Annotated in this window: 24 protein-coding genes, 2 tRNA genes and 1 pseudogene; 9 read left to right on the top strand and 18 right to left on the bottom strand. The window is 63.8% G+C overall.

Going from position 1 to position 26,030, the window contains the following annotated elements:
* Window positions 1–75: 75 nt before the first annotated feature.
* Complete coding sequence (locus KIP88_RS12845; RefSeq protein WP_214488271.1) at window positions 76–537, bottom strand: hypothetical protein; 462 nt, start codon at window positions 535–537, stop codon at window positions 76–78.
* Window positions 538–722: 185 nt separating this feature from the next.
* Here KIP88_RS12845 and KIP88_RS12840 point away from each other — a divergent pair.
* Window positions 723–961: pseudogene (locus KIP88_RS12840) on the top strand (hypothetical protein); the annotation flags it as partial.
* A 140-nt stretch (window positions 962–1,101) separates the two neighbouring features.
* Here KIP88_RS12840 and folD read toward each other — a convergent pair.
* Genes folD through KIP88_RS12825 form a run of 3 tightly spaced genes read right to left on the bottom strand, consistent with a single transcriptional unit; the run spans window position 1,102 to window position 2,641 of the window.
* Window positions 1,102–1,986 carry a bifunctional methylenetetrahydrofolate dehydrogenase/methenyltetrahydrofolate cyclohydrolase FolD gene (gene folD / locus KIP88_RS12835; protein ID WP_214488270.1) on the bottom strand — a complete coding sequence of 295 codons (885 nt, stop codon included), beginning with the start codon at window positions 1,984–1,986 and terminating at the stop codon, window positions 1,102–1,104.
* Window position 1,987: 1 nt separating this feature from the next.
* A complete protein-coding gene (locus KIP88_RS12830) occupies window positions 1,988–2,320 on the bottom strand; it encodes a DUF167 domain-containing protein (protein WP_214488269.1) in 333 nt (110 codons plus the stop codon).
* 30 nt (window positions 2,321–2,350) lie between these two features.
* Complete coding sequence (locus KIP88_RS12825) at window positions 2,351–2,641, bottom strand: YggT family protein (RefSeq protein WP_214488268.1); 291 nt, start codon at window positions 2,639–2,641, stop codon at window positions 2,351–2,353.
* 193 nt (window positions 2,642–2,834) lie between these two features.
* Between KIP88_RS12825 and KIP88_RS12820 the strand changes: the two genes are divergently transcribed.
* Window positions 2,835–2,910, top strand: a tRNA-Ala gene (locus tag KIP88_RS12820).
* A gap of 121 nt (window positions 2,911–3,031) precedes the next feature.
* On the opposite strand, the gene KIP88_RS12815 is transcribed toward KIP88_RS12820, so the two are convergent.
* From KIP88_RS12815 to KIP88_RS12800, 4 genes are all read right to left on the bottom strand, one after another.
* Window positions 3,032–3,844, bottom strand: coding sequence for an enoyl-CoA hydratase (locus KIP88_RS12815; RefSeq protein ID WP_214488267.1), 813 nt, complete (start codon window positions 3,842–3,844; stop codon window positions 3,032–3,034).
* A 223-nt stretch (window positions 3,845–4,067) separates the two neighbouring features.
* On the bottom strand, window positions 4,068–4,862 hold the full coding sequence (locus tag KIP88_RS12810) for a glutamine amidotransferase (RefSeq protein WP_214488266.1): 795 nt from the start codon (window positions 4,860–4,862) through the stop codon (window positions 4,068–4,070).
* A gap of 168 nt (window positions 4,863–5,030) precedes the next feature.
* Window positions 5,031–5,810, bottom strand: a complete 780-nt coding sequence (locus KIP88_RS12805; protein WP_214488265.1) for an SDR family oxidoreductase — start codon at window positions 5,808–5,810, stop codon at window positions 5,031–5,033.
* Between the two features lie 226 nt (window positions 5,811–6,036).
* Entirely contained in the window at window positions 6,037–6,543 is a 507-nt protein-coding gene (locus tag KIP88_RS12800) for a TerB family tellurite resistance protein (protein WP_214488264.1), read from the bottom strand.
* A 375-nt stretch (window positions 6,544–6,918) separates the two neighbouring features.
* Here KIP88_RS12800 and KIP88_RS12795 point away from each other — a divergent pair, with 375 nt between their 5' ends.
* On the top strand, window positions 6,919–7,395 hold the full coding sequence (locus KIP88_RS12795) for a hypothetical protein (RefSeq protein WP_214488263.1): 477 nt from the start codon (window positions 6,919–6,921) through the stop codon (window positions 7,393–7,395).
* 174 nt (window positions 7,396–7,569) lie between these two features.
* Here the strand turns inward: KIP88_RS12795 and KIP88_RS12790 are convergent, their stop codons facing one another.
* The 3 genes from KIP88_RS12790 to KIP88_RS12780 form a co-directional block, all read right to left on the bottom strand.
* Entirely contained in the window at window positions 7,570–8,979 is a 1,410-nt protein-coding gene (locus KIP88_RS12790) for an adenylate/guanylate cyclase domain-containing protein (RefSeq protein ID WP_214488262.1), read from the bottom strand.
* Between the two features lie 126 nt (window positions 8,980–9,105).
* Window positions 9,106–10,491 carry a cytochrome P450 gene (locus tag KIP88_RS12785; protein ID WP_214488261.1) on the bottom strand — a complete coding sequence of 462 codons (1,386 nt, stop codon included), beginning with the start codon at window positions 10,489–10,491 and terminating at the stop codon, window positions 9,106–9,108.
* 142 nt (window positions 10,492–10,633) lie between these two features.
* Entirely contained in the window at window positions 10,634–12,019 is a 1,386-nt protein-coding gene (locus KIP88_RS12780; protein WP_214488422.1) for a hydrolase, read from the bottom strand.
* 149 nt (window positions 12,020–12,168) lie between these two features.
* Here KIP88_RS12780 and KIP88_RS12775 point away from each other — a divergent pair, with 149 nt between their 5' ends.
* The 4 genes from KIP88_RS12775 to KIP88_RS12760 all read left to right on the top strand — a co-directional run bounded on the left by KIP88_RS12775 (window position 12,169) and on the right by KIP88_RS12760 (window position 17,868).
* On the top strand, window positions 12,169–13,848 hold the full coding sequence (locus tag KIP88_RS12775) for an MFS transporter (RefSeq protein ID WP_214488260.1): 1,680 nt from the start codon (window positions 12,169–12,171) through the stop codon (window positions 13,846–13,848).
* Window positions 13,849–14,073: 225 nt separating this feature from the next.
* On the top strand, window positions 14,074–15,210 hold the full coding sequence (locus KIP88_RS12770) for a TRAP transporter substrate-binding protein (protein WP_214488259.1): 1,137 nt from the start codon (window positions 14,074–14,076) through the stop codon (window positions 15,208–15,210).
* 112 nt (window positions 15,211–15,322) lie between these two features.
* Window positions 15,323–15,991, top strand: coding sequence for a TRAP transporter small permease subunit (locus KIP88_RS12765; RefSeq protein ID WP_214488258.1), 669 nt, complete (start codon window positions 15,323–15,325; stop codon window positions 15,989–15,991).
* The gene (locus KIP88_RS12760; protein ID WP_214488257.1) at window positions 15,988–17,868 is read left to right on the top strand and encodes a TRAP transporter large permease subunit; all 1,881 of its coding nucleotides are present in this window, start codon (window positions 15,988–15,990) and stop codon (window positions 17,866–17,868) included. Before KIP88_RS12765 ends, KIP88_RS12760 begins: the two co-directional genes overlap by 4 nt.
* 151 nt (window positions 17,869–18,019) lie before the next feature.
* Here KIP88_RS12760 and KIP88_RS12755 read toward each other — a convergent pair whose 3' ends face one another.
* Together KIP88_RS12755 and KIP88_RS12750 are read right to left on the bottom strand one after the other, a co-directional pair.
* Entirely contained in the window at window positions 18,020–18,238 is a 219-nt protein-coding gene (locus KIP88_RS12755; protein ID WP_214488256.1) for a hypothetical protein, read from the bottom strand.
* A 264-nt stretch (window positions 18,239–18,502) separates the two neighbouring features.
* The gene (locus tag KIP88_RS12750) at window positions 18,503–18,784 is read right to left on the bottom strand and encodes a hypothetical protein (protein WP_214488255.1); all 282 of its coding nucleotides are present in this window, start codon (window positions 18,782–18,784) and stop codon (window positions 18,503–18,505) included.
* A 209-nt stretch (window positions 18,785–18,993) separates the two neighbouring features.
* On the opposite strand from KIP88_RS12750, the gene KIP88_RS12745 reads away from it, so the two are divergent.
* Window positions 18,994–20,028, top strand: a complete 1,035-nt coding sequence (locus tag KIP88_RS12745) for a polysaccharide deacetylase family protein (protein WP_214488254.1) — start codon at window positions 18,994–18,996, stop codon at window positions 20,026–20,028.
* 170 nt (window positions 20,029–20,198) lie between these two features.
* Here KIP88_RS12745 and KIP88_RS12740 read toward each other — a convergent pair whose 3' ends face one another.
* The 5 genes from KIP88_RS12740 to KIP88_RS12720 form a co-directional block, all read right to left on the bottom strand.
* On the bottom strand, window positions 20,199–20,651 hold the full coding sequence (locus tag KIP88_RS12740) for a hypothetical protein (protein WP_214488253.1): 453 nt from the start codon (window positions 20,649–20,651) through the stop codon (window positions 20,199–20,201).
* Between the two features lie 126 nt (window positions 20,652–20,777).
* A tRNA-Thr gene (locus tag KIP88_RS12735) sits at window positions 20,778–20,853 on the bottom strand.
* An 82-nt stretch (window positions 20,854–20,935) separates the two neighbouring features.
* Entirely contained in the window at window positions 20,936–22,729 is a 1,794-nt protein-coding gene (locus tag KIP88_RS12730) for a heme biosynthesis protein HemY (protein WP_214488252.1), read from the bottom strand.
* 8 nt (window positions 22,730–22,737) lie between these two features.
* Complete coding sequence (locus KIP88_RS12725) at window positions 22,738–23,940, bottom strand: hypothetical protein (RefSeq protein ID WP_214488251.1); 1,203 nt, start codon at window positions 23,938–23,940, stop codon at window positions 22,738–22,740.
* A gap of 132 nt (window positions 23,941–24,072) precedes the next feature.
* The gene (locus KIP88_RS12720) at window positions 24,073–24,819 is read right to left on the bottom strand and encodes a uroporphyrinogen-III synthase (RefSeq protein WP_214488250.1); all 747 of its coding nucleotides are present in this window, start codon (window positions 24,817–24,819) and stop codon (window positions 24,073–24,075) included.
* A 137-nt stretch (window positions 24,820–24,956) separates the two neighbouring features.
* Here KIP88_RS12720 and tsaD point away from each other — a divergent pair, with 137 nt between their 5' ends.
* Complete coding sequence (gene tsaD, locus KIP88_RS12715; RefSeq protein WP_214488421.1) at window positions 24,957–26,030, top strand: tRNA (adenosine(37)-N6)-threonylcarbamoyltransferase complex transferase subunit TsaD; 1,074 nt, start codon at window positions 24,957–24,959, stop codon at window positions 26,028–26,030.

Genomic DNA, 26,030 nt, shown 5'->3' with positions numbered 1-26,030 from the left:
CCGCAAGCCCGTCGTTCCAGAATCTAAAATTGCCTCCCGGGCGTCACGGCGCGACGGCTTGCAGCGGCAAGCGGTTTAGTGCGTCAGAACGATCAAGTGGAACGAGCGGTCGCTGGGCTTGCCGGCGGAATCAAATGTTTGAATCCACACGCCCTTGTCGCCTTCGAAGGGCTCGAAGAGACCCAGGCCCGGGCAGCAGCGCAGCGCCACAGTGATCTCGCCGGGGGGCTCGGTGGCGATCCCGGGTCTGCCGATGGTGGCAACGAAAGCGCCATTGCTGACGTCGCCGGTAAAGAAAACCTCATAGATCCCAGTACCCAACTTCCTGGTGCGTAAGACATTACGCCCACGAACCAAGGTGGCATCGCGCTCAATCACCGCCCAAAATTCGCGGACGCAACATTGCTCGACCCCGTACCTTGGGTCCGCCATCCCCTGCTTTGGGGGCGGCACGTGTGGCGAGATTGCCGCCTTGGCGGCGGCGTCATTCGGGGCGTTCAAGGTGTCGTGGATTTTGGTTCCTGCTTCGGTTGCCATTGTACGCATCCTTTCATCGCAACAGGTTGCTGTGTGGCCCCTGCTCTTGAACGTTAAGCCGCCGCAACTCGATCGCGTGTAAAGCAGTTCACACCTGTATCAATAGTTGTAATTAGCTCGACTGCGAAAATGGCGACAACCGCCGCCAACTGGAACAGTGCGGCACGGCCTCAACCAGGGCGTCCGTCAACTGCACGATCAGGGAAATCTTTCCAGACGTGATCGTCGCGCCCGGACTTATGGTCGCCGCCACCGATTCGCGCCACTACACAGATGTCACCGACAAGATTTTCCGCTTCTCGCCGGTGCGCGCCAATTCGGAAGATTTGAAGCGCTCCACGGCACCAATGAGCGTCTTCCGGTCGAGGGCTATGCGGACATGATTAGGTTCTATCGGCGGCTGATCGAGAACGCGGCGGGATAGCTATCTCCGCCGTCATTGCGAGCGAAGCGAAGCAATCCACGCCTCAGCGCGGGGACAGATGGATTGCTTCGCGGAGCCTGTCATCCGGCGGCGCTTCGCGCCGACCGGGTGGCTTGCAATGACGTGGAGAGAGCGCAGGCTCACACCCCCGGCTTCGCCAACCCGTGAATCCCACAAGCCGCCCGAAGCGTATTTACCAGCAGGCACGCCACCGTCATCTGCCCGACGCCGCCGGGCACCGGCGTGATCGCACCGGCAACTTCGGCCACTTCCTTGAACGCGACGTCGCCGACCAGCCGCGTCTTGCCGTCGGCCAGCGGCAGGCGGTTGATGCCAACGTCGATCACCGTGGCGCCCGGCTTGATCCAGTCAGCGCGCACCATCTCTGGCTTGCCGACCGCGGCATAGACCAGATCGGCGCGGGCGCAGAGTTGCGGCAGATCCTTTGAGCGCGAGTGCGCGATCGTCACCGTGGCATTTTCATTGAGCAGCAATTGCACCAGCGGGCGGCCGACCAGGTTGGAGCGGCCGATCACGATCGCGTTCATGCCTTCCAGCGAGGCATGCACGCTCTTGGTCAGGATGATGCAGCCGAGCGGTGTGCATGGCGACAGCGCGGCAAAGCCGCCGGCCAACCGGCCGGCATTGTTGGGATGCAAGCCGTCGACATCCTTGGCGGGATCGATCGCGTTGATGACCGTTTCGGTATGAATCGATTTCGGTAGCGGCAATTGCACGAGAATGCCGTGCACGGCTGGATCGCCGTTGAGCTTTGCGATCAGCGCCAGCAGATCGGCCTGCGCGACATCGGCGGGCAGCTTGTGCTCGAACGAGGCCATGCCGGCCGCCTGCGTCTGCGTGTGCTTGCTGCGAACATAGACCTCGCTGGCGGGGTCGTTGCCGACCAGCACCACGGCAAGGCCCGGCGTCAGCTGATGCTCGCGCTTGACCCGCGCAACCTCTTCCGCGACCCGGGCGCGAAGCTCCGCCGCAATGACTTTTCCGTCGATAATGCGTGCCGTCATCTCAATCCTTCGTCTTTTCCGGCTTGGACGCTGCAGCTTTTCGAAGCGTTTCGCCGAGAATTTTGGGATCGCCGCCGACGGCGACCTGCTTCAGGCGCGAGGTCACGCCCGACAGAATCTTCACCCTCGCCTTCGGCACGCCAAGCACTTTCGCCAGCAATTCGGTTACCGCACGATTGGCCTCGCCACCTTCGGCGATGGCGCGGACGCGCACCTTGACCACAGAGCGCCCGTTGGCGAGCGTTTCAACGCCGTCGATGTCGTCGCGGCCGCCGCGCGGTGTCACCCGCAACGCGACACTGATGCCCTCGGTGGAATAGCGCCAGGGATCCATGAGCTATCCATTGGCGACCGGCGCCCGCGATCAGACGACGTTGGGATAGACGTAGTAGGCGATCACCCGCTGAACGAACATGATGACCAGGATCAGGATGATCGGCGAGATATCGAGCCCGCCCAGATTGGGCATGAACCGGCGGATCGGGGCCAGCGCGGGCTCGGTGATCCGGTAGAGGAACTCGGCCACCGCCGCGACGAACTGGTTGCGCGTGTTCACGACATTGAAGGCGATCAGCCAGGACAGGATGGCCGAAGCGATCAAAAGCCAGACGTAGAGGTCAAGGACGATGATGATGATATCGAGGACAGCGCGCATGTGGAGGGGGCTCACGAGGAGGGATAAACAGCTAGATATCGGTTCATCCTCCCGCAAACAAGGGAAGTTCCCGGCAAAAGGACGGCAAAAACGGCCGTTTAAGTTTCTTGCACCGTTCTTGACTTGGCCTTGGGCCGGACTGTAAATGGCGCCGATTGTCGGTCGCTTCGGGTCACTTCGAGGCGGCCGCGACGGGGCCATAGCTCAGCTGGGAGAGCGCGTCGTTCGCAATGACGAGGTCGGCGGTTCGATCCCGCCTGGCTCCACCACGCTTCGCCCTTCGGGCTACGCGTGGCGCAGCCACGCAAGTCCGAAGGACGAAGCGTGCCCGGCATAGCCCGAAGGGCGACGACGGGCTGGATCCGCAAGCAATCAACCCCAATCTCCCCCTCACTTCCCCGTAAACTTCGGCGCCCTCTTCTCCACAAAACTCGCCACCCCCTCCCGGAAATCGCTCCCCTTCAGCGCGATCTGCATTTCGCGGTTGGCGTCGATGGTGGCTTCCGCCAGCGTCTGGAACGGCACGTCGTAGAGCTGGCGCTTGATCACCGAAATCGCGCTCGGCGAGACGAAATCGGCCAGATCCCGCGCATAGGCATAGGTCTGCTCGCGCAACTGATCCGACGGATAGAGCCGGTTGACCAGCCCGATCCGCAGCGCCTCCTCGCTGCTCACCCGCCGCGCCGACATCAGCAAATCGAGTGCGTTGGCGTGGCCGACGATGCGCGGCAGCATCCAGCTGATGCCGTGCTCGGCGATCAGCCCGCGGCGCGCGAACGAGGTGGTGAAGACGGTGTTGTCGGCGGCAAAACGCAGGTCGCAATACAGCGCATGGACGAGGCCGATGCCGGCGGTGGCGCCGTTCAGCATGCCGATCACGGGCTTCGGGATCGCCGGATAATAGGCGTAGCGCGTCTGCCAGTCCGCCCGCCGGTTCATGTCGAACGACGGCGTGCTTTCGCCGCGCCTGATCTCGCTGGGATCGATGGCCTGCAGGGCTTCCATATCGGCGCCTGCGCAGAACGCGCGACCGGCGCCGGTGAGCACGATGACGCGGACGTTGTCATCACCGGCCGCGGCCTCCATCGCATGGCGCACGTCGCGCTCCATGGTCGCCGTCCACGCATTCATGCGGTCGGGACGATTGAGGGTGATGGTCGCGATCTTGTCGCTCACCCCATAGAGAATATGCTGATAGTTCATCGCGACCTCCCTGTTGTTCTTGTCATTGACGTTTGGCTGGCGAAGCGCACGCCATCGCCTGACTCCGCCGACAGCGTGGAATCACTGAGCAGCGATGCGAATTCGTCGCCGGTCATGTCGTCTCCCATTCGCCCGCTGATATCCGCAGGCTTCAGGCAGCGACACTATCACATCCCCAAATTTTGAAAGACGTTCGGACGCGCGGGCAAATTCCGCGTGGCGGCTATTCGGCGGCGTCCAGCATGACCGCGCGCGGCGCCCGCCCGATCCAGCCTGCAATGAAATTCTTCAACCACGCCCGCTCGATTACGTCGTGCACCGCGCGGCCTTCGAAGTGAAGGTGACGCGGCTGCGCGCCCGGCGAATCCATGCGGACGCAGCCGCGCGTGGTCCAGCGATGCATCATGGCGTAGGTCACATCAGGATGAAACTGGAAGCCGAACGCATGACCGTGCTGATACGCCTGCACCGGAAAGTCGTCGCCTTCGGCGAGCAGTTTTGCGCCATGCGGCAGTTGAAATCCTTCGCCGTGCCAATGATAGACGCGCTCCGGCCAGTCCGGGCACAGCGCATGCCCAGCCTCCGTCGGACGGATCGGATAGTAGCCGACCTCGACCCGGCCTTCATGATGCGGCGCGACCTGCGCACCCAATTGTTTGGCAAGCATCTGCGCGCCCAGGCAAATGCCGAGAAACGGCCGCTGCTCACGCAAGGGGATTTCGATCCAGTCGATTTCCCGGCGGACATAGTCGTCGCAGTCGTTGGCGCTCATCGGGCCGCCGAAGATGACCGCGCCGGCATGCTGGTCCAGCGTTTCCGGCAGCGCGTCGCCGAACCGCGGACGCCGGATGTCGAGGGGATAGCCGAGCGCCCGCAGCGCATTACCGACACGGCCCGGTGTCGACGTCTCCTGATGCAGAACGATCAGGACCGGCAGCGAGGCGGCAGCGGGAGCAACCGCCCTCCGGCCCGAAAAAGGCAGAATATTTTCGCCATCTTTGCTCGACCGGAACGACATCGACGTTGCTCTGGCACCTCAAACCCAAACCATACCCAAGTGAGTATTAATTTGGCGTGAGTTCACGCACACTCGCGAAAATCTAAAAGCAAGTCGCGGGCCAGATGCGGTCTCCGCCGCGCGTACCCGGCACGCACGCGCTTTCACCCGCAAAAATACGCTGTTTTGTCAGCGCTGGCGGAGCTGAAGGCGGCCGACGGCGCCGAGGATAAACCCGCGCGGGAAGAACCGGAGCAGGAACGGCACGATCTTGATGCCGAGGCCGGGCATGACTGCCCGCTTGTTCGCCATCAGGCCGCGATAGGCCTGCTGCGCGACGTCGGCCGGCAAGACCTTGAGAACCACCGAATCGAAACCGGGCCTGAACCCGGCGCGCGCCTGGAATTCCGACGGCACCGGACCGGGGCAGACCACCGTCACACGCACGCCATGCGGCGCCAGCTCGGCGCGCATCGCCTCCGTGAACGACAGCACATAGGCCTTGGTCGCGTAATAGACCGCCATTCCCGGGCCCGGCAAAAAGCCCGCGATCGAGCCGACATTGAGCAAGCCGCCGCGGTTGCGGATCAGCTGGTCGGAGAACCGCAGCGACAGATCGGTCAATGCGCGGATGTTGACGGCGATCATGTCGAGCTGATCGGAGCGATCGCGCTGGACCGCCCTGCCGAACAGGCCGAAGCCGGCATTGTTGACGACGTATTCCACTTCCAGGCCGGCCGCGGCCAGAGCTTCCGCGATCTTGTCGCCAGCATCGGGCTGCACGAGGTCGCAGGGAATGACGATCGGAGCCGCGCTGCCCGCAGCCGTGATTTCAGCCGCCAGCGCTTCCAGGCGATCTGCGCGCCGCGCCACCAGCGCCACGCGATGACCCTTTGATGCAAAAACGCGCGCCAGTTCGGTGCCGATGCCCGCCGATGCACCGGTAATCAGCGTCACACGCTCGGTCACGATTGAATGCTCTTAAATCAAGTCTGGGTTATGCCGTCAGCACGGGAACGAGAGCATAGGCGCGCGGTATGGCGCAAGCCATCCCCCAAACATGGCGCCATGCGAAGGCGCGTGCTCGCGCGCTGAAGTCTCTATTTTTTCAGGCTTATCGCGCGTTATCGCAACCGATTGCGCAGCACATTAAAGTTTCGTCATCTGCAATGACGCGTGGCTGCGCCGCTCATCGTCACATCGCCGCGTCTTCGGCTTTCGGCGCGCCTGAGGAAGAGGCCTGTTGCCGCTGCTCCGCCACCTTGTGCTTAAGATCGATGCGGTCGCGCGATGAAATACCGAGCAGATCAGCCGCGCGCCAAACGACGTTATCCTCGAACTCGCTGACCTGGCCGTCCGCGTATACCAGCTCCCACATCATCTCGATGATGCGGAGCCGGCCCTCCTCGTTCACCGAACGCATGATGACGCTGGTGAAATGATAGAGATCGACCGCATCGCCTTCGGCCCGCGTCGCCTGCGCAATCAAATGATCCGCCGTACCGGGATCGAGCTTGAAGCGGCTCTCGATCAGACTGTGCAATTTGCGCTTTTCGATCGCGCTCGGCTCGCCATCGAGCGAGACGACGTGAACCAGCAGCGCGGTCGCCGCCAGGCGATACCCGGTATCGTCGAACGCGAGATCCGTATCCGCACTGGGCGCAACGATGTCGGCAATGAATTGGCGCAGTCCGTCGAGCATCGATCTACCTTGCAAAAATCGGGGAAGCTGTTCAGCGAATATGGGTCGAAGATTTGGGCTCCGCAATCCATGCGATGCCTGCCTGACGGCACAGGCAGATTAAATCGACGTCACGTTGAATATACGCCAACATCTGCGCGAAACCCCAGGCAGCGCCCGCAACGGTCGCAGCGACCCGCTGAGCCTTCTTTCTGTTGGATCCCAGCCCCGCGGGCGCGAAATCCTGCCGCCTTCTGAGGACGCGGGCCTATCGGCCAGAGGCTGGCTGCGCGATTCGCCGCAGGCAGTGAGGCCGATATCCAATTGCAAATCATTCGCATTTGCATTAGGGGTGAACTCGTTGTTCCCCAAAGCGATTTTCAAAAGGAAACGAACATGGCCTCCTTCCGCTTCGCACTTGGTGCGGCCGTTGTGTTGGGAATCGCTTCGGGCGCTGCGCTGGCGGCAGGCGACCTGTCGCGGCAGACGCCGATCGAGGTGACGGTCGATCTCGGCTCGCCGGGCAAGCATGAATTCGGGCCGAAGCAGCTCAAGTTTGAAACCGGCAAGCTCTACAAGCTGATCCTGCGCAACACGAGCAGCGATCCGCATTACTTCACCTCGCATGCGTTCTCGCAGATGGTGTTCACACGCAAGGTGCAGGTGACGCAGCAGCAGAACGGCAAGGCCGTGACGCTCGCGGAATTCAAGGGCGCGATCCGCGAGATCGAGGTCTATCCGGGACAATCCGCCGAATGGTGGCTGGTGCCGATCGCAGCCGGCCGTGCCAGCGACCTGCGCTGCGACATCAAGACCAGCGATGGCAAGACCCACGCCGAACTCGGCATGACCGGCGAGATCGTGATCGAATAACGCTTCACGCGCCTGACAACTTAGCGAGCAGCATCAATCCATTCTCCGTCATGGCCGGGCTTGTCCCGGCCATCCACGTCTTTCTTGCTTCGATGTCGCAAAGACGTGGATGCCCGGCACAAGGCCGGGCATGACGAGTTCAAATTACTGACTCGTTTTCCAGGCCAGGCTCGCTCACGGAATCTCGTACACCACCATCTTGTCGGCGATGCCGCGCAGCGCGGCTTCCTTCTGGATCGGCCTGATCGCCTCTTTCTGAAGGATGGTGGCGACCGCCGGCGATTCGATCACAGGTCCGGTGATGTGGATTTCCTGCGAGGTCGACAGGCTCTGAACGCGCGATGCGATATTGACGGTCTGGCCGAAATAATCCTGCCGCTCGTTGAGCATCACCGCAAGGCACGGACCTTCGTGGATGCCGATCTTGACGATCAGATCCTCCCTGCCGCGCTCGACATTGAGTGCGGCCATCGCCGCACGCATGCGCAATCCCGCAACGATCGCATGTTCCGGCCTGATGAAAGTGGCCATCACGGCGTCGCCGATCGTCTTCACGACCGCGCCCTTCTCGGAGGCGATGATTTCGAGCAGCGCATGGAAATGCGCCCGCACCAGATCGAAGGCGGCGAGATCGCCGACCCTTTCATAGAGCGCGGTAGAGCCTTTCAGGTCGGTGAACAGGAACGTCAGCGAGGTGATCTTCAGGCGCTGATCGACGTTGAGGTTATCAGCCTTGAAGACGTCGCGAAAAGTCTGGTTGGACAGCATCCGCTTGGCAGTCAGGATCGGCTTGCGCTTGCCGAGCAGCTCATGAAGCGTGTCGTTGGCGACCCAGACCGCGGGAAGCACCCGGTGGTCGGTCTGGTTTTCGAGAGACAGACGCAGCGGACCGGGACGCATCACGGTCGTGCCGGTCGGCGCGTGCAGCTTGTTGAAGACGATGGAGAACTGCTGGCGCTCGCGGGTCGGCTCGCCCTGGATATCCAGAAAATGCGCCGAATGCGTTACCGGCTCGAACACGATCACGAACTGATTGGGCAGTTGCAGCGACAGCACCGCCTTCTCGCCCGCCGGCAGTTCGATCGCCTCGAGCGAAACCTCATCGATCAGCCGCGTGATCGATTCCTCGCTCAGGTCCATCCCCGAGCTCCAGAACATCTGGCGGTTATATTCCCAGATCGACAATGTATTGGGATCATGCGCCGCGATACGCCTGACGCGAGGACTGACGGTGAAAGAAACCTCGACGCGGTCGTCGACGGATGCCTCATAGCCCTGGGCGCATAGCGCGCAATTGTAGTCGTCGTGCCGAAGCGATTTCAGGGTGTTGTGCGCGCCGAGCACGCCACCACAGCCGGGGCACAGGACATTCCAGCTGAGATCGAACAGCCCGAGCCGCGCCGAATGCAGAAAGGCCGAGATGACCTTTTCCTCGTCGAGCCCGTTCCGCGCCGAAAAATCCAACAGGTTGATCCGGTTGAGATCGCGATCCTCGCCCTTCGCGATCAACTGCGAAATGGCATCCACGACCGCGGGATCGGCGGTCTGCCGCAGAACTGAGAACTGGGCTTCGGTATTGCTCATGCTGACAACCTAGATGACGTTGGCGAAGCGGCTCCGCAAGGTGCCCTTTGTTGTTTGACGCGGTTTCCGCGCGCGAACCGGCAATCCATCCGGATCCGATCCAGGTAAGGCTTTCGCCTCGAAACACTACCGGGGCGTGATGGCAAACATCGGCGAACGGTCGGGCTGCGTCGTCACCACGCCGATCGGCATCACCGGCTCCTTGTCGACCAAGCCGACATGAAACGCGCCGATCATCTTCGCCAGCGCCAGCGTCGCTTCGACCAGCGCGAAATGCGCGCCGATGCAGACGCGCGCGCCGACGCCGAACGGCAGATAGGCGAAGCGATCGGGCGGTGTGCCGGTCATGAAACGGGACGGGATGAACGCGTTCGGATCGCGCCAGAGCTTTTCGTGCCGATGCAGCAGCCACGGCGCGATCAGGATGACGTCCTTCTTCTTGACCGGAAGCCCCGCGATCGTATCCGGCCCGCTGGCTGCACGCGCAATCAGGAACGCCGGCGGATAGAGCCGCATGGTTTCATCCATCACCGCGCGGGTGAATTTCAGCCGCTCGATATCGAGCGTGCCGTCGACGGTTGCGCCCTCCACCTCGTCAGCGACGTCCTGCTGGATCGCAGGATCCAGCGCCAGCAGATAGAGCGCCCAGAACAGCGCCGTGGCCGTCGTCTCGTGGCCGGCGAGAATCATGGTCGCGATCTGATCGCCGAGCTGCGCATCGGTGAAGGCCTCGCCGGTTTCCGGATCGCGCGCGTCGCCCATCAGGTCGAACAGGTCGCGCGCCGGCGCGCCCGCGGTCTTGCCGGCGGCGCGGCGTTCGGCCATCAGCATGCCGACGAACGCCGTCCAGCGCTTGCGGAAACGGGCGCGGGAGAGATCCTGCGGGCTCGGCCAGCCGAGCGGCAGCAGCAGATCGAGAAAATGCGGATGCGCCAGCCGCTCACCATATTCCATGACGAAATCGCGCAACGCGGCGCCGTGCCGATCCATCCCGAACGAAAACATGGTGCGGCCGGCGATTTCCAGCGTCATCCGCTGCATCGCCTCGCGCAGGTCGACGGGCGCGTTGCTGGCGGCCCGGAGCTTGGCGACCGTCTCGTCGGTCGCCGCCAGCATGTGCGGAACGAGCGTCATCACCGCACGCGGCGTGAAGGCCGGCGCCAGCGTTCGGCGCTGATGCTTCCACGCGCGCCCTTCTGCAATCAGCAGGCCTTGACCGAGGATCGGACGCAACACGCGGATGCCGGCCGGCGTTCTCGTATAATTTTCGTAATTGTCGACCAGCACGTGCTTGATCGCGTCAGGCGCGTTGAGGATGAAACTGTTGCGCCCCAGGAAGCGGCCCTGGACGATATCTTCCTCATAGGCACGCTGGCCCCAGCTCCCGATCGGACTAATGCGGATCGCCTTCATCCGCCCGAACATCGTCATGTCGTCGGGCGCCCGCGGCGGGCTCGGCGGCACCAGCGGCGCGCGCGCGGCCGGCATGCCGTAGGCTTCGGCTATGGTCATGGGTGCCACTTTCGTAGCCCGGATGAGCGCAGCGATATCCGGGATCCTGCCAAAGCCCCGCATATCGCTTCGCTCATACGGGCTACTACCAAAACTATTTCTTTCGATCCGGGCGCCATAAGGGCGCATCCATCCAGAACAGCTAGTAAGTCAGTTCGGCAACTGCAATGCGGTTCTCCGAGGCCGGCCAGGCCCGCGTCACGATTCGCTCTGTATTGAATATGGCTACCACCGGTCGGCCAACGTCCTCCGCGGCAAGCCGCAGCGTCGCGGTTGAATCGGTCGGCACGCCGGATTTCACGTCCCTGGGCTCCTTGCCGTCGATCAGCACCACATCCCGCGGCAGACCAAAATAGCCCCGAGGACGCGACATCAGGACCACGGCACCCGCGCCGGCATCGGCCGGCCCGAGCGGGCGCGCGGCGCGCAGATGCACGACGTCGGAGGAGCGCGAAAACGGCGAGCGATAGATATGCGTCGTGGGAGAGCCGGCCGAGGCCAGCACGATTTCGAGATACCAGCTCGGCTCGACCTGCGCCGGGCCCCAGCGGCCATCGGCGCCGGTTTGCGACGAATGGATCGGCCCGCCGAGCCGTTCACCGCTGTCGGCGGAGGCGCGATAGATTTCAACCGTCGCGCCGGATACCGGACGATTGGTTTGAACGCCGCCCGGCGTGCCCGTTACCAGCCCGCTCAATTTGACTTCTGCTTCCGGCACGATCTCGATCCGCGACGGCTCCCTCCCTGCGATGAATTTGTAGATTTCGCGAAACGCGCGTGGATGAAACGCGACCTCGCGATGATCGAGCGCGCCGAGCACGAGATTGGTCGCGCCCTTCAGCGCAGGGCCGTCCGATGTGACGCCGGTCGGCGTGCCCGGCTTGCCGACGAAGCGCCCATCGCCTTGCGCAAATTTATCGATGCCGTCGCTGCGCAAGGTGAGGAACGCCGTGCCCGGCGTCACCTCGCTCTCGCCCTCGTTCAAGCCGCGCAGGAACGGGCCGCGGCCATTGAACTCGCCGTTGAGACCGTCGTCCCAATCATAGACGCCGTGGTTTGGGACGCCGCACAGCACCGCGTGGCTGACATCGGCGCCGCCGCCATTCCTGATGTAATTGCGGATCGAATAGCCGCCGCGAGAATTGCCGACGAGGGCGATGCGCGGCGCGCCGGTGCGACGCTGCAATTCCTTGATGGCCTCGCCGAGCTCGCGGCGCTGGTCTTCCGTCGAGGAACGGTTCGGTTGTTCCACCTTGTCGTCGGTGCGCGCCAGGGGATCGGTGAAATTGATCGCCAGCATGCGCTCGCGTGGCACGCCGTTCGATTCCATACGCCACAATGTGGTGATCCAGAGCGCTGCGTGATCGCCATTGCCGTGCACGAACACGACCGGCGGAATGTCGGCCGCGACGGATGGTGTTGACGCGGTCTGCGCCATTGCGGAGGAGCTGAGATTGCTGGCAAGACTGCCGGCTAGCAAAGGTAGCACGCCGGTGCCCCAGAGCATCGTGCGCCGCGTCAGGCCCATTTTAGTTCCTATCGTCATTTTCAGTACCTTAGCTGTGCTCTAGCCATCCTCATAACGACCTAACTACTGGACAGAGCAAGGTTTTCGCAGGCATCTGTGAGCGCCCGCAGGAATCGTCGCCCCTCATAGCAGCCCAACCGGAACCGGATATGACCGAACCGCCGAAGCGCTCCGATAGTATCTTCGCACCGCTACGGCACGCCGTGTTCCGGCGCATCTGGCTCGCCAGCCTCGTTTCCAATCTGGGGATATTGATCCAGGGCGTCGGCGCGGCCTGGGCGATGACGCAGATGACCTCTTCTGCCGACAAGGTCGCGCTGGTGCAGACCGCGCTGATGCTGCCGATCATGCTGATCTCGATGCCGGCCGGGGCCATCGCCGACATGCACGACCGGCGGATCGTCGCCATGGTCTCGCTCGGTATCTCGCTTGTCGGCGCAACCGTGCTGACTGTGATGTTCTGGCTCGGCCTCGTCACGCCGAATATCCTGCTGGCGCTGTGCTTCGTGGTCGGCAGCGGCATGGCGCTGTTCGGGCCGGCCTGGCAAGCCTCGGTCAGCGAGCAGGTGCCGGCGGAAACGCTGCCGGCGGCGGTCGCGCTCAACGGCATCAGCTACAACATCGCGCGCAGTTTCGGGCCGGCGGTCGGCGGCATCGTGGTCGCGACCGCAGGCGCTGTCGCCGCGTTTGCCGTGAATGCCGTGCTTTATCTGCCGCTGATGGTGGTGCTGTTTCTGTGGAACCGCACCCACGAACCATCGCGCCTGCCGCGCGAACGCCTCAACCGGGCCATCGTCTCGGGCGTGCGCTACATCGCCAATTCGCCGTCGATCCGCATCGTCCTGATCAGGACATTGGTCACCGGCGTGATCGGCGGCTCGATCTCGGCGCTGATGCCGCTGGTCGCCCGCGACCTCCTGCATGGCGGCGCGCAAACTTACGGCATCATGTTGGGGGCCTTCGGCATGGGCGCGGTATTCGGCGCGCTGAATATCTCGGAAGTGCGGCGGCGCATGAGCGGCGAGGCCGCGGTGCGCGCCTGCACGATATCGCTGGCCGGCGCGATCGCCGCGGTCGCCCTGAGCAGCAGCGCCATCCTGACGGCGATCGCCCTGGTGCTCGCGGGAGCGGTGTGGATGCTGGCAGTCGCCTTGTTCAACATCGGCGTGCAGCTCTCGGCGCCGCGCTGGGTCGCCGGCCGCTCGCTGGCGGCATTCCAGGCCGCGATTGCCGGCGGCATTGCGATCGGAAGCTGGGGTTGGGGTCACCTCACCGACATCGCCGGCGTCGAGGTGGCGCTGCTGGTCTCCGCCGGACTGATGTTGCTTTCCCCGCTGCTCGGCATCTGGCTGCGCATGCCGCCGGTCGGCGCGCGTTATGAGCCGCCCGCCGAGGCGCTGGCCGATCCCGAAGTGAAACTGTCGCTGACCGGGCGCAGCGGGCCGCTGGTGGTCGAGATCGAGTATCGCGTTGCGCAGGACAGCGCGCGCGCCTTCCACAACGTGATGCAGGAAGTGCAGCTCAGCCGGCAGCGCAACGGCGCCTATGGCTGGTCGATCGCGCGCGACATCGCCGACCCCGAACTATGGACCGAGCGCTATCACTGCCCAACCTGGCTGGATTATTTGCGCCAGCGTAGCCGCCCGACCCAATCCGAGCGTGCGCTGCACCAGCGCGCGATCGATTTTCACCTCGGGCCCGAGCCGATCCGCGTCCGCCGCATGCTGGAGCGGCCGTTCGGCTCGGTGCGCTGGAAGGAAGATACCCCCGACCGCGCTGCAAACGAAGTCTTGCCGGTGGTCGCGACCGCGGCAGGCAGCAGCACGTAGTTTTACCGACGCACTGCGATCGCGCAGTGCTCCAGATTGAGCCGTTAACCAATCGGGCAGCCCGGCCGGTGCCGGCTGTGCCATGGGTCGCTGCCCACGGCAGAGCCGCAGCTTAACGCCGCATTGGTATAACGTATCCTTGCCAAAGCTCGGGCCCGGCCTCTAGAGTTTGCCTCAATCAATGACGGCCGGCCAACCAAGGCAGGCTCAACCGGGAGGATACCCATGACTAAACCAACCAAGGGCAAGACTTCGAGCCGCCGTAACTTCCTGAAAGTGGCCGCGGCGGGCGCCGCAGCAACCGTCGCCGCGCCGAACATTGCGAGCGCCCAAGGCCCGACCAGCATGCGCTGGCAGAGCACTTGGCCGGCCAAGGACATCTTCCACGAATACGCCCTCGACTACGCCAAGAAGGTCAACGACATGACCGGCGGCGATCTCAAGATCGAGGTGCTTCCGGCAGGCGCCGTGGTTCCCGCCTTCGGCCTGCTCGATGCCGTATCGAAGGGCACGCTCGACGGCGGCCACGGCGTGCTGGTCTATCACTACGGCAAGCAGAACGCGCTGGCGCTGTGGGGTTCGGGCCCGGGCTATGCGATGGACGCCAACATGCTGCTCGCCTGGCACAAATACGGTGGCGGCAAGGAGCTTCTGGAAAAGCTCTACGCCTCGATCGGCGCCAATGTCGTCTCGTTCCCATATGGGCCGATGCCGACCCAGCCGCTCGGCTGGTTCAAGAAGCCGGTCACCAAGGCAGAGGACCTCCAGGGCGTCAAGTTCCGGACGGTCGGCATCTCGATCGACGTGTTCACCGGCCTCGGCGCCGCTGTCAACGCGCTGCCGGGCGGCGAAATCGTCTCGGCGATGGACCGCGGTCTGCTCGACGCGGCCGAGTTTAATAACGCAACGTCGGATCGCATCCTCGGCTTCGCCGACGTTTCCAAGGTCTGCATGCTGCAGAGCTACCACCAGAACGCCGAGCAGTTCGAGATCATGTTCAACAAAGACAAGTACAACGCGCTGCCTGACAAGATAAAGGCGATCATCGCGGTCGCCACTGAGGCGGCAGGCCAGGACATGGCGTGGAAGGCGATCGACCGCTACTCCAAGGACTACGAAGAGCTGCAGACCAAGGACAAGGTCAAATTCTACAAGACGCCGGACTCGATCCTGCAGAAGCAGCTCGATATCTACGACCAGGTCGTCGAGAAGAAATCGGCTGACAACCCGCTGTTCAAGGAAATCGTTGCGTCGCAGATGGCCTTCGCCAAGCGCGCGACGCAGTGGGAACAGGATACCGTGGTGAACCGCCGCATGGCCTATAACCACTACTTCGGCCCCAACGCCAAGAAGAAGACCTGACAGCCATAATTCGCACGAATAATGCATCATCCGGGATAGCCATCCCGGATGATGGTTTCTATTGTCGGCAACTCTGTTCCGACGACCCATTCAAGCGGCGGCCCGAACTCTCATGAACGCGCAGCGTTTTCTGCACACGATCGACGGCATCAGCACCTGGTTTGGCAAGGCCGCCGCGTGGCTGATCATCGGGCTGATGGCGCTGGTCTGCGCCGAGGTGTTCAAGCGCTACATCCTCAACATGCCGACGGCGTGGATATTCGACGCCTCCAACATGCTGTATGGCACGCTGTTCATGCTCGCCGGCGCCTACACGTTGGCGCAGAACGGTCATGTCCGCGGCGACTTCCTGTACTCTTCGATGCCGCCACGCAGGCAGGCCCTGCTCGATCTGGTGCTGTACATCGTGTTCTTCCTGCCCGGCATCGCGGCGCTGGTCTATGCTGGCTGGGACTACGCGTCGATCTCCTACCGCATCAACGAGCATTCCAATGTGACCGCCGACGGACCGCCGGTCTGGCAGTTCAAATTCATGATCCCGCTGGCGGGAGCGCTGTTGCTGCTGCAGGGCGCGGCCGAAATTGCACGCTGCATCATGTGCCTGCAAACCGGGGTATGGCCAAGCCGCCTGAAAGACGTCAGCGAAATCGACGTCGTCGAGGAGCAGTTGGCGCACAGCGAGCATGTCGATGAGGAAGCGCGCAGAGCCGCGATCGAGCATGCGCAGAACATCGAGGAGAGCGCGCGGCAGCGCGGCATGGGTGGAGATTTGCAGCGATGAGCGATCCGGCACTCGGGCTTTTGATGCTCGGCCTCATCGTGGTCGTGATCATCATGGGCTTCCCGACGGCGTTCACGCTGATGGGCTTGGGCATGTTCTTCGGCTTCTTCGCCTATTACCGCGGCGGCGAGGCCTGGGCCGACAACCACATCTTCGATCTGATGGTCCAGCGCACCTATGGCGCGATGACCAACGACGTCCTGATCTCGATCCCGCTGTTCGTGCTCATGGGCTACGTCATGGAGCGCGGCGCGCTGGTCGACAAGATGTTCTATTCGATCCAGCTCGCGTTCCGCCGCGTGCCGGCCTCGCTCGCGGTCGCAACCCTGATCGTGTGCACCTTCTGGGGCATCGCCTCAGGCCTTGTCGGCGCGGTGGTGGTGCTGATGGGCGTGATCGCCTTCAACCCTATGCTGAAGGCCGGATATGACGTCAAACTCGCCTCCGGCGTCATCACCGCCGGCGGCACGCTCGGCATCCTGATCCCGCCCTCGGTGATGATCATCGTCTATGCGGCCGTGGCCGGACAGTCGGTGGTGAAGCTCTACGCGGCGGCGATGTTTCCGGGTTTCTTCCTGGCGCTCCTCTATCTCGTCTACGTCATCGGTTGGGCGCTGCTGAATCCGAAGATCGCGCCAAAACTTCCCGAAAGCGAAACCCGCGTTCCAGTCCGGCCATGGGTCGCCGAGTTGCAGAAGGCCTATTCACGGAAAATGCTGCCGGCGCTGTTTGGCGCAGTGCTCGCGCCGGCAAAGGCCCTGAACATCAGCGTGGACGGCGCGCGTATCGGTTACCCGTTGCTGCTCAAGAATTTCGGCTTCGCGCTGGTGCCGCTGGTGCTGACGGTGGCCACGCTGTGGGCGACGTGGTGGTACGTCGTCATTCACCCGCAGCCCGATATTCCGACACCGCCTGCGGCATCGATACAGCAGAAGGTGGACGACGCGCCGCAGCCGCTGGGCGCCGGGGCCGCTTCGCAGCCGGCGGAAGAAAAGCTGGAAGAGCTCGGCGGCGGCAGGTCGGGAGCCGCGACCAGGAACGAGCCGGAAACGCTGCAGCAGATGGGCAGCTCCGAGCTGCGCAGCACCACCACGGCACCTTCGTACACCGGGCCGGCGCCGGAGTTTTATACCTACTTCGCCTTTATCGCCGGCATCTTCGGCCTGGTGCTGCTTTATTACTACTGGACCATGGAGGCCGAGCAGTTCGAGGTGCTGCGGCTGCTGGTCGCGTCGGTGATGCCGCTAGGCCTCCTGACCGCGGTCGTGCTCGCGGTGATCCTGCTCGGTATCACGACCGCTACGGAATCGGCCGCGGTCGGCGCGGCCGGCGCCTTCCTGCTGGCGTTTTCGGCCCGGACGCTGGACTGGAAGCGCACCAAGGAAGCGGTGTTCCTCACCGCCAAGACCACCTCGATGGTGTGCTGGCTGTTCGTCGGCTCCGCGCTATTCTCGGCGGTGTTTGCGATCCTCGGCGGTCAAGCGCTATTGGAAAACTGGGTGCTGTCGCTCAACATGACGCCGGTCCAGTTCATGATCCTGTCGCAGGCGATCATCTTCATCCTGGGCTGGCCGCTGGAGTGGACCGAGATCATCGTGATCTTCGTGCCGATCTTCCTGCCGATGCTGAAGCACTTCAGCATCGATCCGATCCTGTGGGGCGTCCTGGTGTTCGTGAACCTGCAGGCCGCGTTCCTGTCACCACCGGTGGCGATGTCGGCCTTCTATCTGAAGGGCGTGGCGCCGAAGCATGTCACGCTCAACCAGATCTTCGCGGGCATGATGCCCTACATGTTCATCGTCATCGTCTGCATGGTGCTGATGTACATCTGGCCCGGCATCACGCTGTGGCTGCCGAACTATCTCTACGGCAACTAAGGCTTAGGATCTGATCGAATCAGAACCTAAGCTCTCGCTTCTGTTTTGACGCGTTTTCTACCGCAGATAAGTCTACGCAATCTGCGTCAACTTGATTGCTTTGCGAACCGGCACCCACTTCGCTCGAAAACGTATGGCCACCAGACGAATTCTACTGCCCGTGACTTGTCAACTTCTGCTGGCAGGCCTTGCTGATCTTGGCGCGGTTCTGCTTCAGGCAGGCCAGAATGATCTGATCGCCATCCTGCATCTGCGCCCGGCAATACCGCGAGACGTCGCGCGCGCACTCGTCATGCCCCTCTTTTTTTGTCTGTGCCGACGCGCTCGAAGCCATCAGGATCAGGGGGATCACGAAAAGAATCTTGGTCATTTGCTATGCCTTTATACGTACACGAGAACGCAATCCGCGCGTTCTATAGCGTTTTCGAGCGAAAGCCAGCCGGACTTGATCCGGGGTGGACCGGTTCGCGTCAAGAAAACGTGTCAGAGCGGGAATCCGGTCACCGAAATTCGGCCGCCAACGCATTTGTGAACGGCGAAATCGCTTTGGCCGTGCCACGTGAACGCCCAGAAAGCGAAAAACGCCTGCGTCGCATCGACGCAAGCGTTCCCGAGAGCCAAAATAGAGAGCCGATTATTGCGCGGCGAGCTTGCCGGATTTCTGGGCGGCGAGTTCGCGATCCATCACGCCGCGGCAGCCCACGCTCAGATCGGAGCGATGCTTGATCATGCAGGCCGTGATCTTCGGAATGTTCGGGATTTCCGAGCTGCACAGGCGGAACGCGTCACCGGTGCACTGCTGCTGCGCTTCCGAGCTGAAGGCGAAGCTCGCGGTTGAGGAAACGGCGGAGAACGAGGCGGCGAAAGCCAGTGCCAGACTGACCTTCCGAACGGTACGGGTGAACAGTGTCGTCATTTTCGGCTCCCTTTGGTCCAGCTACGTGGACCGGCTGTTGATGGTTGCAGCATGCGCGGAACCGGGCGCCACGACTGTGACTGACGTCACTCAAACATAAACCCCTCATCTTCTTCGCCTAACCGGCGCGTGTTCGCGAGGCGTTAAGAAATTGTTGGCATTAATGCCCTGTTGCGTGTGTGTACCCCGAATATGTGGAAAGAGTAGCGATGCGTAATGCGTTGGGCCTGATGCTGGCCAGTGTAATGACGGCGCTGGTGATCACCGGCGTTTGGTTCTGGACCTCCTCGCCGCGCGCCGACGCGGCCCCACCTCAAACCGTTGCCGCCCGCAAGGCCGAGCCGTTGCCGGCGCCCGCCGCGGCAAAGCTCGCGCTGAAGGACGACGTCGAGATCACGGCTTCCCTTTCGAAGCCGGCCCCTGCCCCCGCGCCCATTCCTGCGCCGCAGGCGATGCGATCGACCTGCGCCAATCCCGACGCACTCGGCGTCAGCCGCACGGTCGTGATCGACACCACGGGCGGCCCAGGCTTCGGCTTCCTGCAGTACAAGCAGTTCGACTTCCTGACCGACAAGGAAGTGGTGCTGACGTTCGACGACGGCCCGTGGCCGACCACGCCGGCGGTGCTCAAGGCGCTCTCGGATGAATGCACGAAAGCCTTGTTCTTCCCGGTCGGAAAGCATACGACCTATCATCCGGAAATTCTCAAGCAGGTGGCGGCCGCCGGCCACACGATCGGCTCGCACACATGGTCGCACGCCCATCTCGACAGCAAGAAGCTGACCGAAGCGCAGGTCAAGGAAGAGATCGAGAAGGGCTTTAGCGCCGTGAAGATGGCGCTCGGGACTGCGCCCGCGCCATTCTTCCGCTTCCCGGGCCTCGGGCACACGCAGCCCGCCCTTAGCTATCTCGCCTCGCGCAACATCTCGATGTTTTCAGTTGATGTCGATTCCAACGACTTCAAGTCGTCCGGCCCCGACCAGGTGATTCAGAACGTCATGACCAAGCTGGACAAGCAGGGCAAGGGCGTCATCCTGATGCACGATCTGCAGAAGCACACGGCGGTTGCCTTGCCGACGCTGCTGCGTCGGCTGAAGGCCGGCGGCTACAAGGTCGTGCAGATGAAGGCCAAGGAGCAGCTCGAAACCTTGCCGGAATATGATGCGATGCTGGTGAAGGACCAGAAGGTGCCGGCGGTTGCCAGCCGTCCGATCAGCAGCGTGGTGCAGACGGTTTCGCAATAAAGATTGGCGGGAAGCCGTCCATCGGCTCCGGCCTTACTCAATGAAAAACGCGCTCTTCGGACTTGAACCCGAGGGGCGCGTTTTGCTTACTATCCGTCATGGCCGGGCAAAAGCGCGAAGATGCGCTTCGCGCTTTGCCCCGGGCATGACGAAAAGACGTACAACTACGCTTACCAATAGATGCCGTGGCGGTGCAGTGCGGCGATGATGCGCGCCCGGATCCCGTTGCGCATGCGGTGCGCTCCCGCGCCCCTCGACATCATCGCAGCTCTCTGTGCCGAGGGTCTTCCGGGTCCGGCGCTTGCGGGACGATTAGCATAGCGCTGCATGCCGGTCGCCCTGGGCCTCGCCCTCTCGGTGTGGCTTGCCGCGGGCCTGCTCGTCTCAGTCCTGCTCGTCTCGGCCTTGCTCGTCTCGGGTTTGGGCTCGACCACCGCGGGCCGCTCGACATACTTCGGAGCTTCAGCGGCCTGCGGGACTTCAGCGGTTTTCGATGCATCCATAGCTTTGGCCGGCGCCGGAGCGGTCTTCGTCTCGATGCCTCCGAGCGAAAGGCTGCGATCGCCAGCCTGCGCAGCGGCGGAGGCCAAAACAAATCCTGCAATGAAAATGAATTTACGCATGTTTGTGTCTCCCCTTGAGGTCGAGGCGGAGACTATGCCGGGCCGGCGATCCCTGATGTGAGACAGGTCACGCAACGCATCCGTGAACGCAAGCGCCGACTGTTCGAAGGAATTTTTTGAAAAGCGTGGTGCCGCAAACAGGACTCGAACCTGTGACCCCGTCATTACGAATGACGTGCTCTACCAACTGAGCTATTGCGGCGGACCAAACGCGGCGCTCGGCGTGAGCCTGAAACGCCCGCACCTGATATCGGGCACGGCCCCGATTGGCAAGAAAAACGGGATTAGTTACCGCCCCAGCGTGACAAAAATCCCCGCCAGCCGCCGGCCTGGGCCTTGGGCGGGCCGATTTGTTCCGCGAATTCGTCCGCCGGGCCGTCATCGTCGACCCCGGGATCGTCGGGCGCCCGGATCAGCGGAATGACCGCCGGAATGGGGGCTGGAACTGCCTTCGGAATGTCCTGCCGTGACCGGAACAAGGGGGCCGGCCGGCTTGGGGCCGATTCGGCCGGTGCAGGTGACGGGGCGGGCGTTGGGGCGGGGGCGGCTTCGGCTGGAGCGGCCTCAGCGGGGGCCGCCTCGGCGGCGGCAGCCGGCGGAGGCGCATTGTCCTGCTCGGCAGCCGGCGCAGGAGCTGAAGCAGCGGGCGCGGCGGAAGGTGCCGGGGCGACGGACGACGGAGCCGGCTTCTCCTCGTCGACGTCCTTTGGCGGCTCGAGGACGACGGCCCGGCGCGGGGTCGCCAGCATGGCTTCCTCGAAGGCTGAGGATTCGATCGCAGCCCCCCTGTCGGACGGAAGTGCGGCGACCGGGGTCTGCCACTGGAAGGCATCCAGCCGCCCCGTAACCGGGGAGACGGGCCGCCAGCGATCACTGACATAGCCGTCCGCGGTCCAGGCCGGATCGTGCAGCGCGCGCACCGCGCGCAACGTCCACGCCCGCGCCCGGCCGCTATCGCCATGTTCGGTGCGCTCGATCTCCGCCATCAACAGCGCAACGCGTTGCGTCGGTGCGGCGATGAAGGGCGCCAGCGCATCGCGCGCTTTTGTAAACTCGGACGCGTCGATCCCGGCGCGCGCAATTGCCAGCGCGCCCTCGATGTGACCGGGCATCTTCGCTGCGAGCGTCTCGACCCGCACCAGACGTTGGCGTGCGGAATCGCCGAGCTTCACATGCGCATAGGCATCCGCCAAATCCGGATGCGGCTGCGCCAGCCACGCCGTCTCGACGAGGCGCATCGAACGCCGCACCTGATGCGCTTCGCTCTCGAACTTGCTCGCCAGCACCGCAGCCGGCACCAGCGTCGGCGCCAGCTTGACCGCTTCCATCACGCTCTCGCGCGACAGATCGCGATCGACCTTTTCGAGTTCGAGCGCGCGCGCCGTCAGCAGCACGCCGCGTTGCCGGCGATACGCCGCCTTGTCGATCAGTCCGGCCGATTGATTGTTGTCGAGGATTTTCAGCGCGCCGGCCCAGTCGCCCTTGGCGCAGCAGAAGCCGAGCACCGCATGCGACGCCCATGACGAGGACGGCGACAGTTTCAGCGCTTCCTCGGCGACCATCACGGCCGCAACCGGATCGTCGGCGCGCTGCGCCTCGATGAACAGGCCGCGCAGGCCGAGCAGCCGCGTGTCCTCGCGTTCGGCCATGGCGCGAAAAGCGCGCTGCGCGCCTTCGCGGTCGCCGTCGAGCTGCGCCGACTGCGCATGCAGCAGCAACGCCAGCGGATCGTGCGCCGCATGTCTGCGCGCCGCCTCGGCATGGACCCGGGCGGCGGAGGAATCGCCGTGGCCGATCGCCAGCAGCCCTTGCGTGATCGCATGCCGGCCGCGGGCCTGACGCCGCTCGCGGCGGCTGCGCCGCATACGCGCGGGCGTGTGCCACACGCCACGCAGGATCGCCCAAATCATCATCGCCGCAACGACGACGATGCCCAGCACCAGCATGAAGACCGGCAGCGTGGTCTGAACGCGATAGCCGCCCCATGACAGCACGACATCGCCGGTCTGCTCGGCAATCCAAGCCGCGCCGGCTGCTCCCAGCGCGATCAACAACAGAAACAGAATGATCCGGATCATCGAAATCCTTATTGCGCCGGTTTGCCGAGCGCAGCCATGGCGTCGGTCGCAAATTGACGGGATGCGGCCAGCGCGGCGTCGCGCGCATCGGCCCGTTCAAGCCAGGACTGCGCCGCGGCGCGATCATCCGGCTCCAGCGTCTTCAATTCCCGCCGCGCCTCGTTGGCGTCATTTCGCAGCGCAGCCGCGGTGATCCGCGCCACCACGGCGCCACGATCGCTCCCGACGGTATCGGTGCGTTCGATCTTGACCAGTTTGGCAGCGCCCGCCTGCAGTCGCTCGACGATGCCCGTGCCCGTCGTGGCGGTGCTTTGTTGCGCGGCCGGCGACAGCTTCGGCACCAATGCCAGCAGTTCCGTGCTCAGCTTGCCGGCGTTCGGCACGCCCTTCTCCGCAAACTGATCGAGCGGCTTCAGGGCATGCGGATTGGGCGCCAGCGCTTTGGCGGTAGCGAGCGTCGTCGGAAAGGGTTCGCCGATACGGACCTGAACATCGAGCAGCGCGGCCGACACCAGACGGCGCAGCGCCATGTCGTCGGCAGGCTTGGCGTCGGCTTTCGCATCCGCAAGCTTGCTGCCTTGCTGCGCGATCTCGGCCCGCATCAGGCTCTCGATCTTCGCGATGCGCGCATCGATCCCCGAGAGATCGGGCGACGCGGCACCATCGCCGCGCGGCGCGGATCTCACCTCGTCGAGCGCGGACGCCAGCTTGTCGCCTTGCGCCCGCGTTGCCGCCAGCTCGGTGCGCAACGCCGCGACGGTTTTTTCCAAGGCCTCGGTGCGCGCGGCGGCGAAGGGATCGGGATCGGGAACGTGCTTGCCGACCTTGGGCTCCAGTCCGGCGACACGGGCGGTGAGAGCGTCGATGGCGGTGCTGAGCTGCGGCGCAGGCGGCGCGGACGCGGGTTGGATCGCAGGCCAGCCCAGCATCCAGCCGACGCCGATCACCAGCGCAGCGGCGGCCGCGCCGGAGACCGGCGCGACGATCCAGGGCGAGACAGGCCGGGGAGCCGGCTCTGCAATCGGAGGCTCCTCAACGGAAGCTTTGGCGACCTCGGGCGCGGCCTCAGCCACGGGCTCGGGCGATGTCTCAGCAGAACTCTTCGTCTCGCTCGACACTTCGGTCGCCTCGAGATCGATGGTCGGCGGCTCGCGCTTCGGCCGGCTCGAATCGGGCAGCGATCCAGTGTCTTCGGGCCTGTCATCGACCATCACAGCGGTTCCCTCTGGTGGTTAGGTGCCGGAACTTAGCAGAATCGGGACGTCTTAGAGCATGATCCGGCAGTGGCGGCACCGCTTTTCCGATAAGACCATGCTTCGACTTAAAGATTAGGGCACGAACGATTAGCCGGACCGGGGTTGCAACGCCCGCCCCAGCGTCTCGAACAGGGCATTTTCGTCCGGCGAAGCGGCCGCGGTGACCTGGGTCGCGCCAACATCCCGCAAGACCGCGGCGACCGCCGGCGAAATGCAGCATTGCGGCAGCGCCAGTGCCGAGATTTCGACGCCCCCGGAGCGCGCCGCCTCCAAAAATGCCCGTGCGCTGCGCCGTGAGTAATGCAGCACGGCCTCGACCTCATGCGCCACGAAAGCGTCACATATGTCCCGCGGCAGGCTGGGCGCGGGCACCATCCGGTAGGTGGTCTGCGTCACGACCGTAAAGCCGTTCTCGCCGAGTTCGCCGGCGAGGTCGCGCGCGAGATCGGCGCCTGCAAGGTACAGGATCGGGCTTGTCTTCTTCAGTTGCTTCGACTTCGCACGCGCCAGCACCAGATCGCGCAACGCGCCGGCGTCGCCCTTTGACGCGATCACCTCACCAAACCCGGCGTCGCGCGCCGCCGCCGCCGTGCTTTCGCCGACCGCAAACAGGGGGAGTTTCTGCAGCCGGCTATCGGCCAGATGGGGCGCGATGGCGCGCAGTGCATTGGCGCTGGTGACGATGACGGCGCCGTAATTTGCATCCGCATCGTCCTGGAACGGCACCGGCTCGAACCGCAGCATCGGCGCGCGCAGGACATCGAACCCCCGCGCGCGGAGGGCCTTGGCTGTCATCTCATCATCCGGGCTTGGTCGCGTGACGAGAACGGCCATATTTCAGATCTCCGCCAACACGATTTCGGCACACCTGCGCGATTGCACGCCGTCACCTCGTAATGCTACCCGGTTACGGAAGCGTTGCGATAGCGCAAGGGTTCAAATAAGGGATCAAATTGGACAACGACAAGCCGATGCTGGTGCTGGGTATCGAAACCACCTGCGATGAAACCGCAGCCGCCGTGGTGGAACGCCAGCGCGACGGCAGCGGGAAGATTCTGTCCAACATCGTACGCTCGCAAACCGACGAGCACGCCCGTTTCGGCGGCGTGGTTCCGGAGATCGCAGCGCGCGCCCATGTCGACCTGCTCGATGGCATCGTCGGACAAGCGATGAAGGACGCAAATGTCGGCTTTGCGCAATTGTCGGCGGTGGCCGCCGCCGCCGGACCCGGCCTGATCGGCGGCGTGATCGTCGGCCTCACCACGGCAAAGGCGATTGCCATGGTGCACGATACGCCGCTGATTGCGGTCAATCATCTCGAAGCCCACGCGCTGACGCCGCGGCTCACCTGCGCGCTCGCTTTTCCCTATTGCCTGTTCCTTGCCTCCGGCGGACACACCCAGATCGTGGCCGTGGTCGGTATCGGCAAATATGTAAGGCTCGGCACCACGGTCGACGACGCGATGGGCGAAGCTTTTGACAAGGTCGCAAAAATGCTGTCGCTGCCTTACCCCGGCGGGCCGGAGGTCGAACGATCAGCGGCGAGCGGCGATGCGAAGCGGTTCGCGTTTCCGCGCCCGATGCTCGGGCGGCCGGATGCCAATTTCTCGCTGTCGGGATTGAAGACGGCGGTCCGCAATGAGGCCAGCCGCCTGATGCCGCTGGAACCGCAAGACGTCAGCGACCTCTGCGCCAGTTTTCAGGCCGCGGTGCTGGAATCGACCGCCGATCGATTGAGCGTCGGCTTGCGATTGTTTCACGAGCAGTTCGGCCCGCCGCGCGCGCTGGTCGCCGCCGGCGGCGTCGCCGCCAATCACGCCATCCGCGGCGCATTGCAGGACGTCGCCGCGAAAGCGCAGACCACGTTGATCATTCCCCCGCCCGCCCTGTGCACCGACAATGGCGCCATGATCGCCTGGGCCGGCGCGGAACGGATGGCGCTCGGACTGACCGATACGATGGATGCGCCGCCCCGCGCGCGCTGGCTGCTCGACGCCAACGCGACCGCGCCGGCCGGCTACACCAACACGCGCGCGGGATTCTGA

Origin of the sequence: Bradyrhizobium sp. SRL28 (assembly GCF_018596315.1) — a bacterium.
GTDB lineage: Bacteria > Pseudomonadota > Alphaproteobacteria > Rhizobiales > Xanthobacteraceae > Bradyrhizobium.
This window is presented reverse-complemented; position numbering and strand designations above follow the sequence as displayed.

Excerpts from the sequence above, each read along its gene's own strand:
- KIP88_RS12800 (WP_214488264.1), bottom strand. The coding sequence starts at position 6,543 with ATGCTCGACGGACTGCGCCAATTCATTGCCGACATCGTTGCGCCCAGT.
- KIP88_RS12755 (WP_214488256.1), bottom strand. The coding sequence starts at position 18,238 with ATGACCAAGATTCTTTTCGTGATCCCCCTGATCCTGATGGCTTCGAGC.
- KIP88_RS12825 (WP_214488268.1), bottom strand. The coding sequence starts at position 2,641 with ATGCGCGCTGTCCTCGATATCATCATCATCGTCCTTGACCTCTACGTC.
- KIP88_RS12765 (WP_214488258.1), top strand. The coding sequence starts at position 15,323 with ATGAACGCGCAGCGTTTTCTGCACACGATCGACGGCATCAGCACCTGG.
- tsaD (WP_214488421.1), top strand. The coding sequence starts at position 24,957 with ATGCTGGTGCTGGGTATCGAAACCACCTGCGATGAAACCGCAGCCGCC.
- KIP88_RS12810 (WP_214488266.1), bottom strand. The coding sequence starts at position 4,862 with ATGTCGTTCCGGTCGAGCAAAGATGGCGAAAATATTCTGCCTTTTTCG.
- KIP88_RS12790 (WP_214488262.1), bottom strand. The coding sequence starts at position 8,979 with ATGAGCAATACCGAAGCCCAGTTCTCAGTTCTGCGGCAGACCGCCGAT.
- KIP88_RS12750 (WP_214488255.1), bottom strand. The coding sequence starts at position 18,784 with ATGACGACACTGTTCACCCGTACCGTTCGGAAGGTCAGTCTGGCACTG.
- folD (WP_214488270.1), bottom strand. The coding sequence starts at position 1,986 with ATGACGGCACGCATTATCGACGGAAAAGTCATTGCGGCGGAGCTTCGC.
- KIP88_RS12720 (WP_214488250.1), bottom strand. The coding sequence starts at position 24,819 with ATGGCCGTTCTCGTCACGCGACCAAGCCCGGATGATGAGATGACAGCC.
- KIP88_RS12785 (WP_214488261.1), bottom strand. The coding sequence starts at position 10,491 with ATGACCATAGCCGAAGCCTACGGCATGCCGGCCGCGCGCGCGCCGCTG.
- KIP88_RS12845 (WP_214488271.1), bottom strand. The coding sequence starts at position 537 with ATGGCAACCGAAGCAGGAACCAAAATCCACGACACCTTGAACGCCCCG.
- KIP88_RS12740 (WP_214488253.1), bottom strand. The coding sequence starts at position 20,651 with ATGCGTAAATTCATTTTCATTGCAGGATTTGTTTTGGCCTCCGCCGCT.
- KIP88_RS12780 (WP_214488422.1), bottom strand. The coding sequence starts at position 12,019 with ATGGGCCTGACGCGGCGCACGATGCTCTGGGGCACCGGCGTGCTACCT.
- KIP88_RS12795 (WP_214488263.1), top strand. The coding sequence starts at position 6,919 with ATGGCCTCCTTCCGCTTCGCACTTGGTGCGGCCGTTGTGTTGGGAATC.
- KIP88_RS12775 (WP_214488260.1), top strand. The coding sequence starts at position 12,169 with ATGACCGAACCGCCGAAGCGCTCCGATAGTATCTTCGCACCGCTACGG.
- KIP88_RS12815 (WP_214488267.1), bottom strand. The coding sequence starts at position 3,844 with ATGAACTATCAGCATATTCTCTATGGGGTGAGCGACAAGATCGCGACC.
- KIP88_RS12760 (WP_214488257.1), top strand. The coding sequence starts at position 15,988 with ATGAGCGATCCGGCACTCGGGCTTTTGATGCTCGGCCTCATCGTGGTC.
- KIP88_RS12745 (WP_214488254.1), top strand. The coding sequence starts at position 18,994 with ATGCGTAATGCGTTGGGCCTGATGCTGGCCAGTGTAATGACGGCGCTG.
- KIP88_RS12730 (WP_214488252.1), bottom strand. The coding sequence starts at position 22,729 with ATGATCCGGATCATTCTGTTTCTGTTGTTGATCGCGCTGGGAGCAGCC.
- KIP88_RS12830 (WP_214488269.1), bottom strand. The coding sequence starts at position 2,320 with ATGGATCCCTGGCGCTATTCCACCGAGGGCATCAGTGTCGCGTTGCGG.
- KIP88_RS12770 (WP_214488259.1), top strand. The coding sequence starts at position 14,074 with ATGACTAAACCAACCAAGGGCAAGACTTCGAGCCGCCGTAACTTCCTG.
- KIP88_RS12725 (WP_214488251.1), bottom strand. The coding sequence starts at position 23,940 with ATGGTCGATGACAGGCCCGAAGACACTGGATCGCTGCCCGATTCGAGC.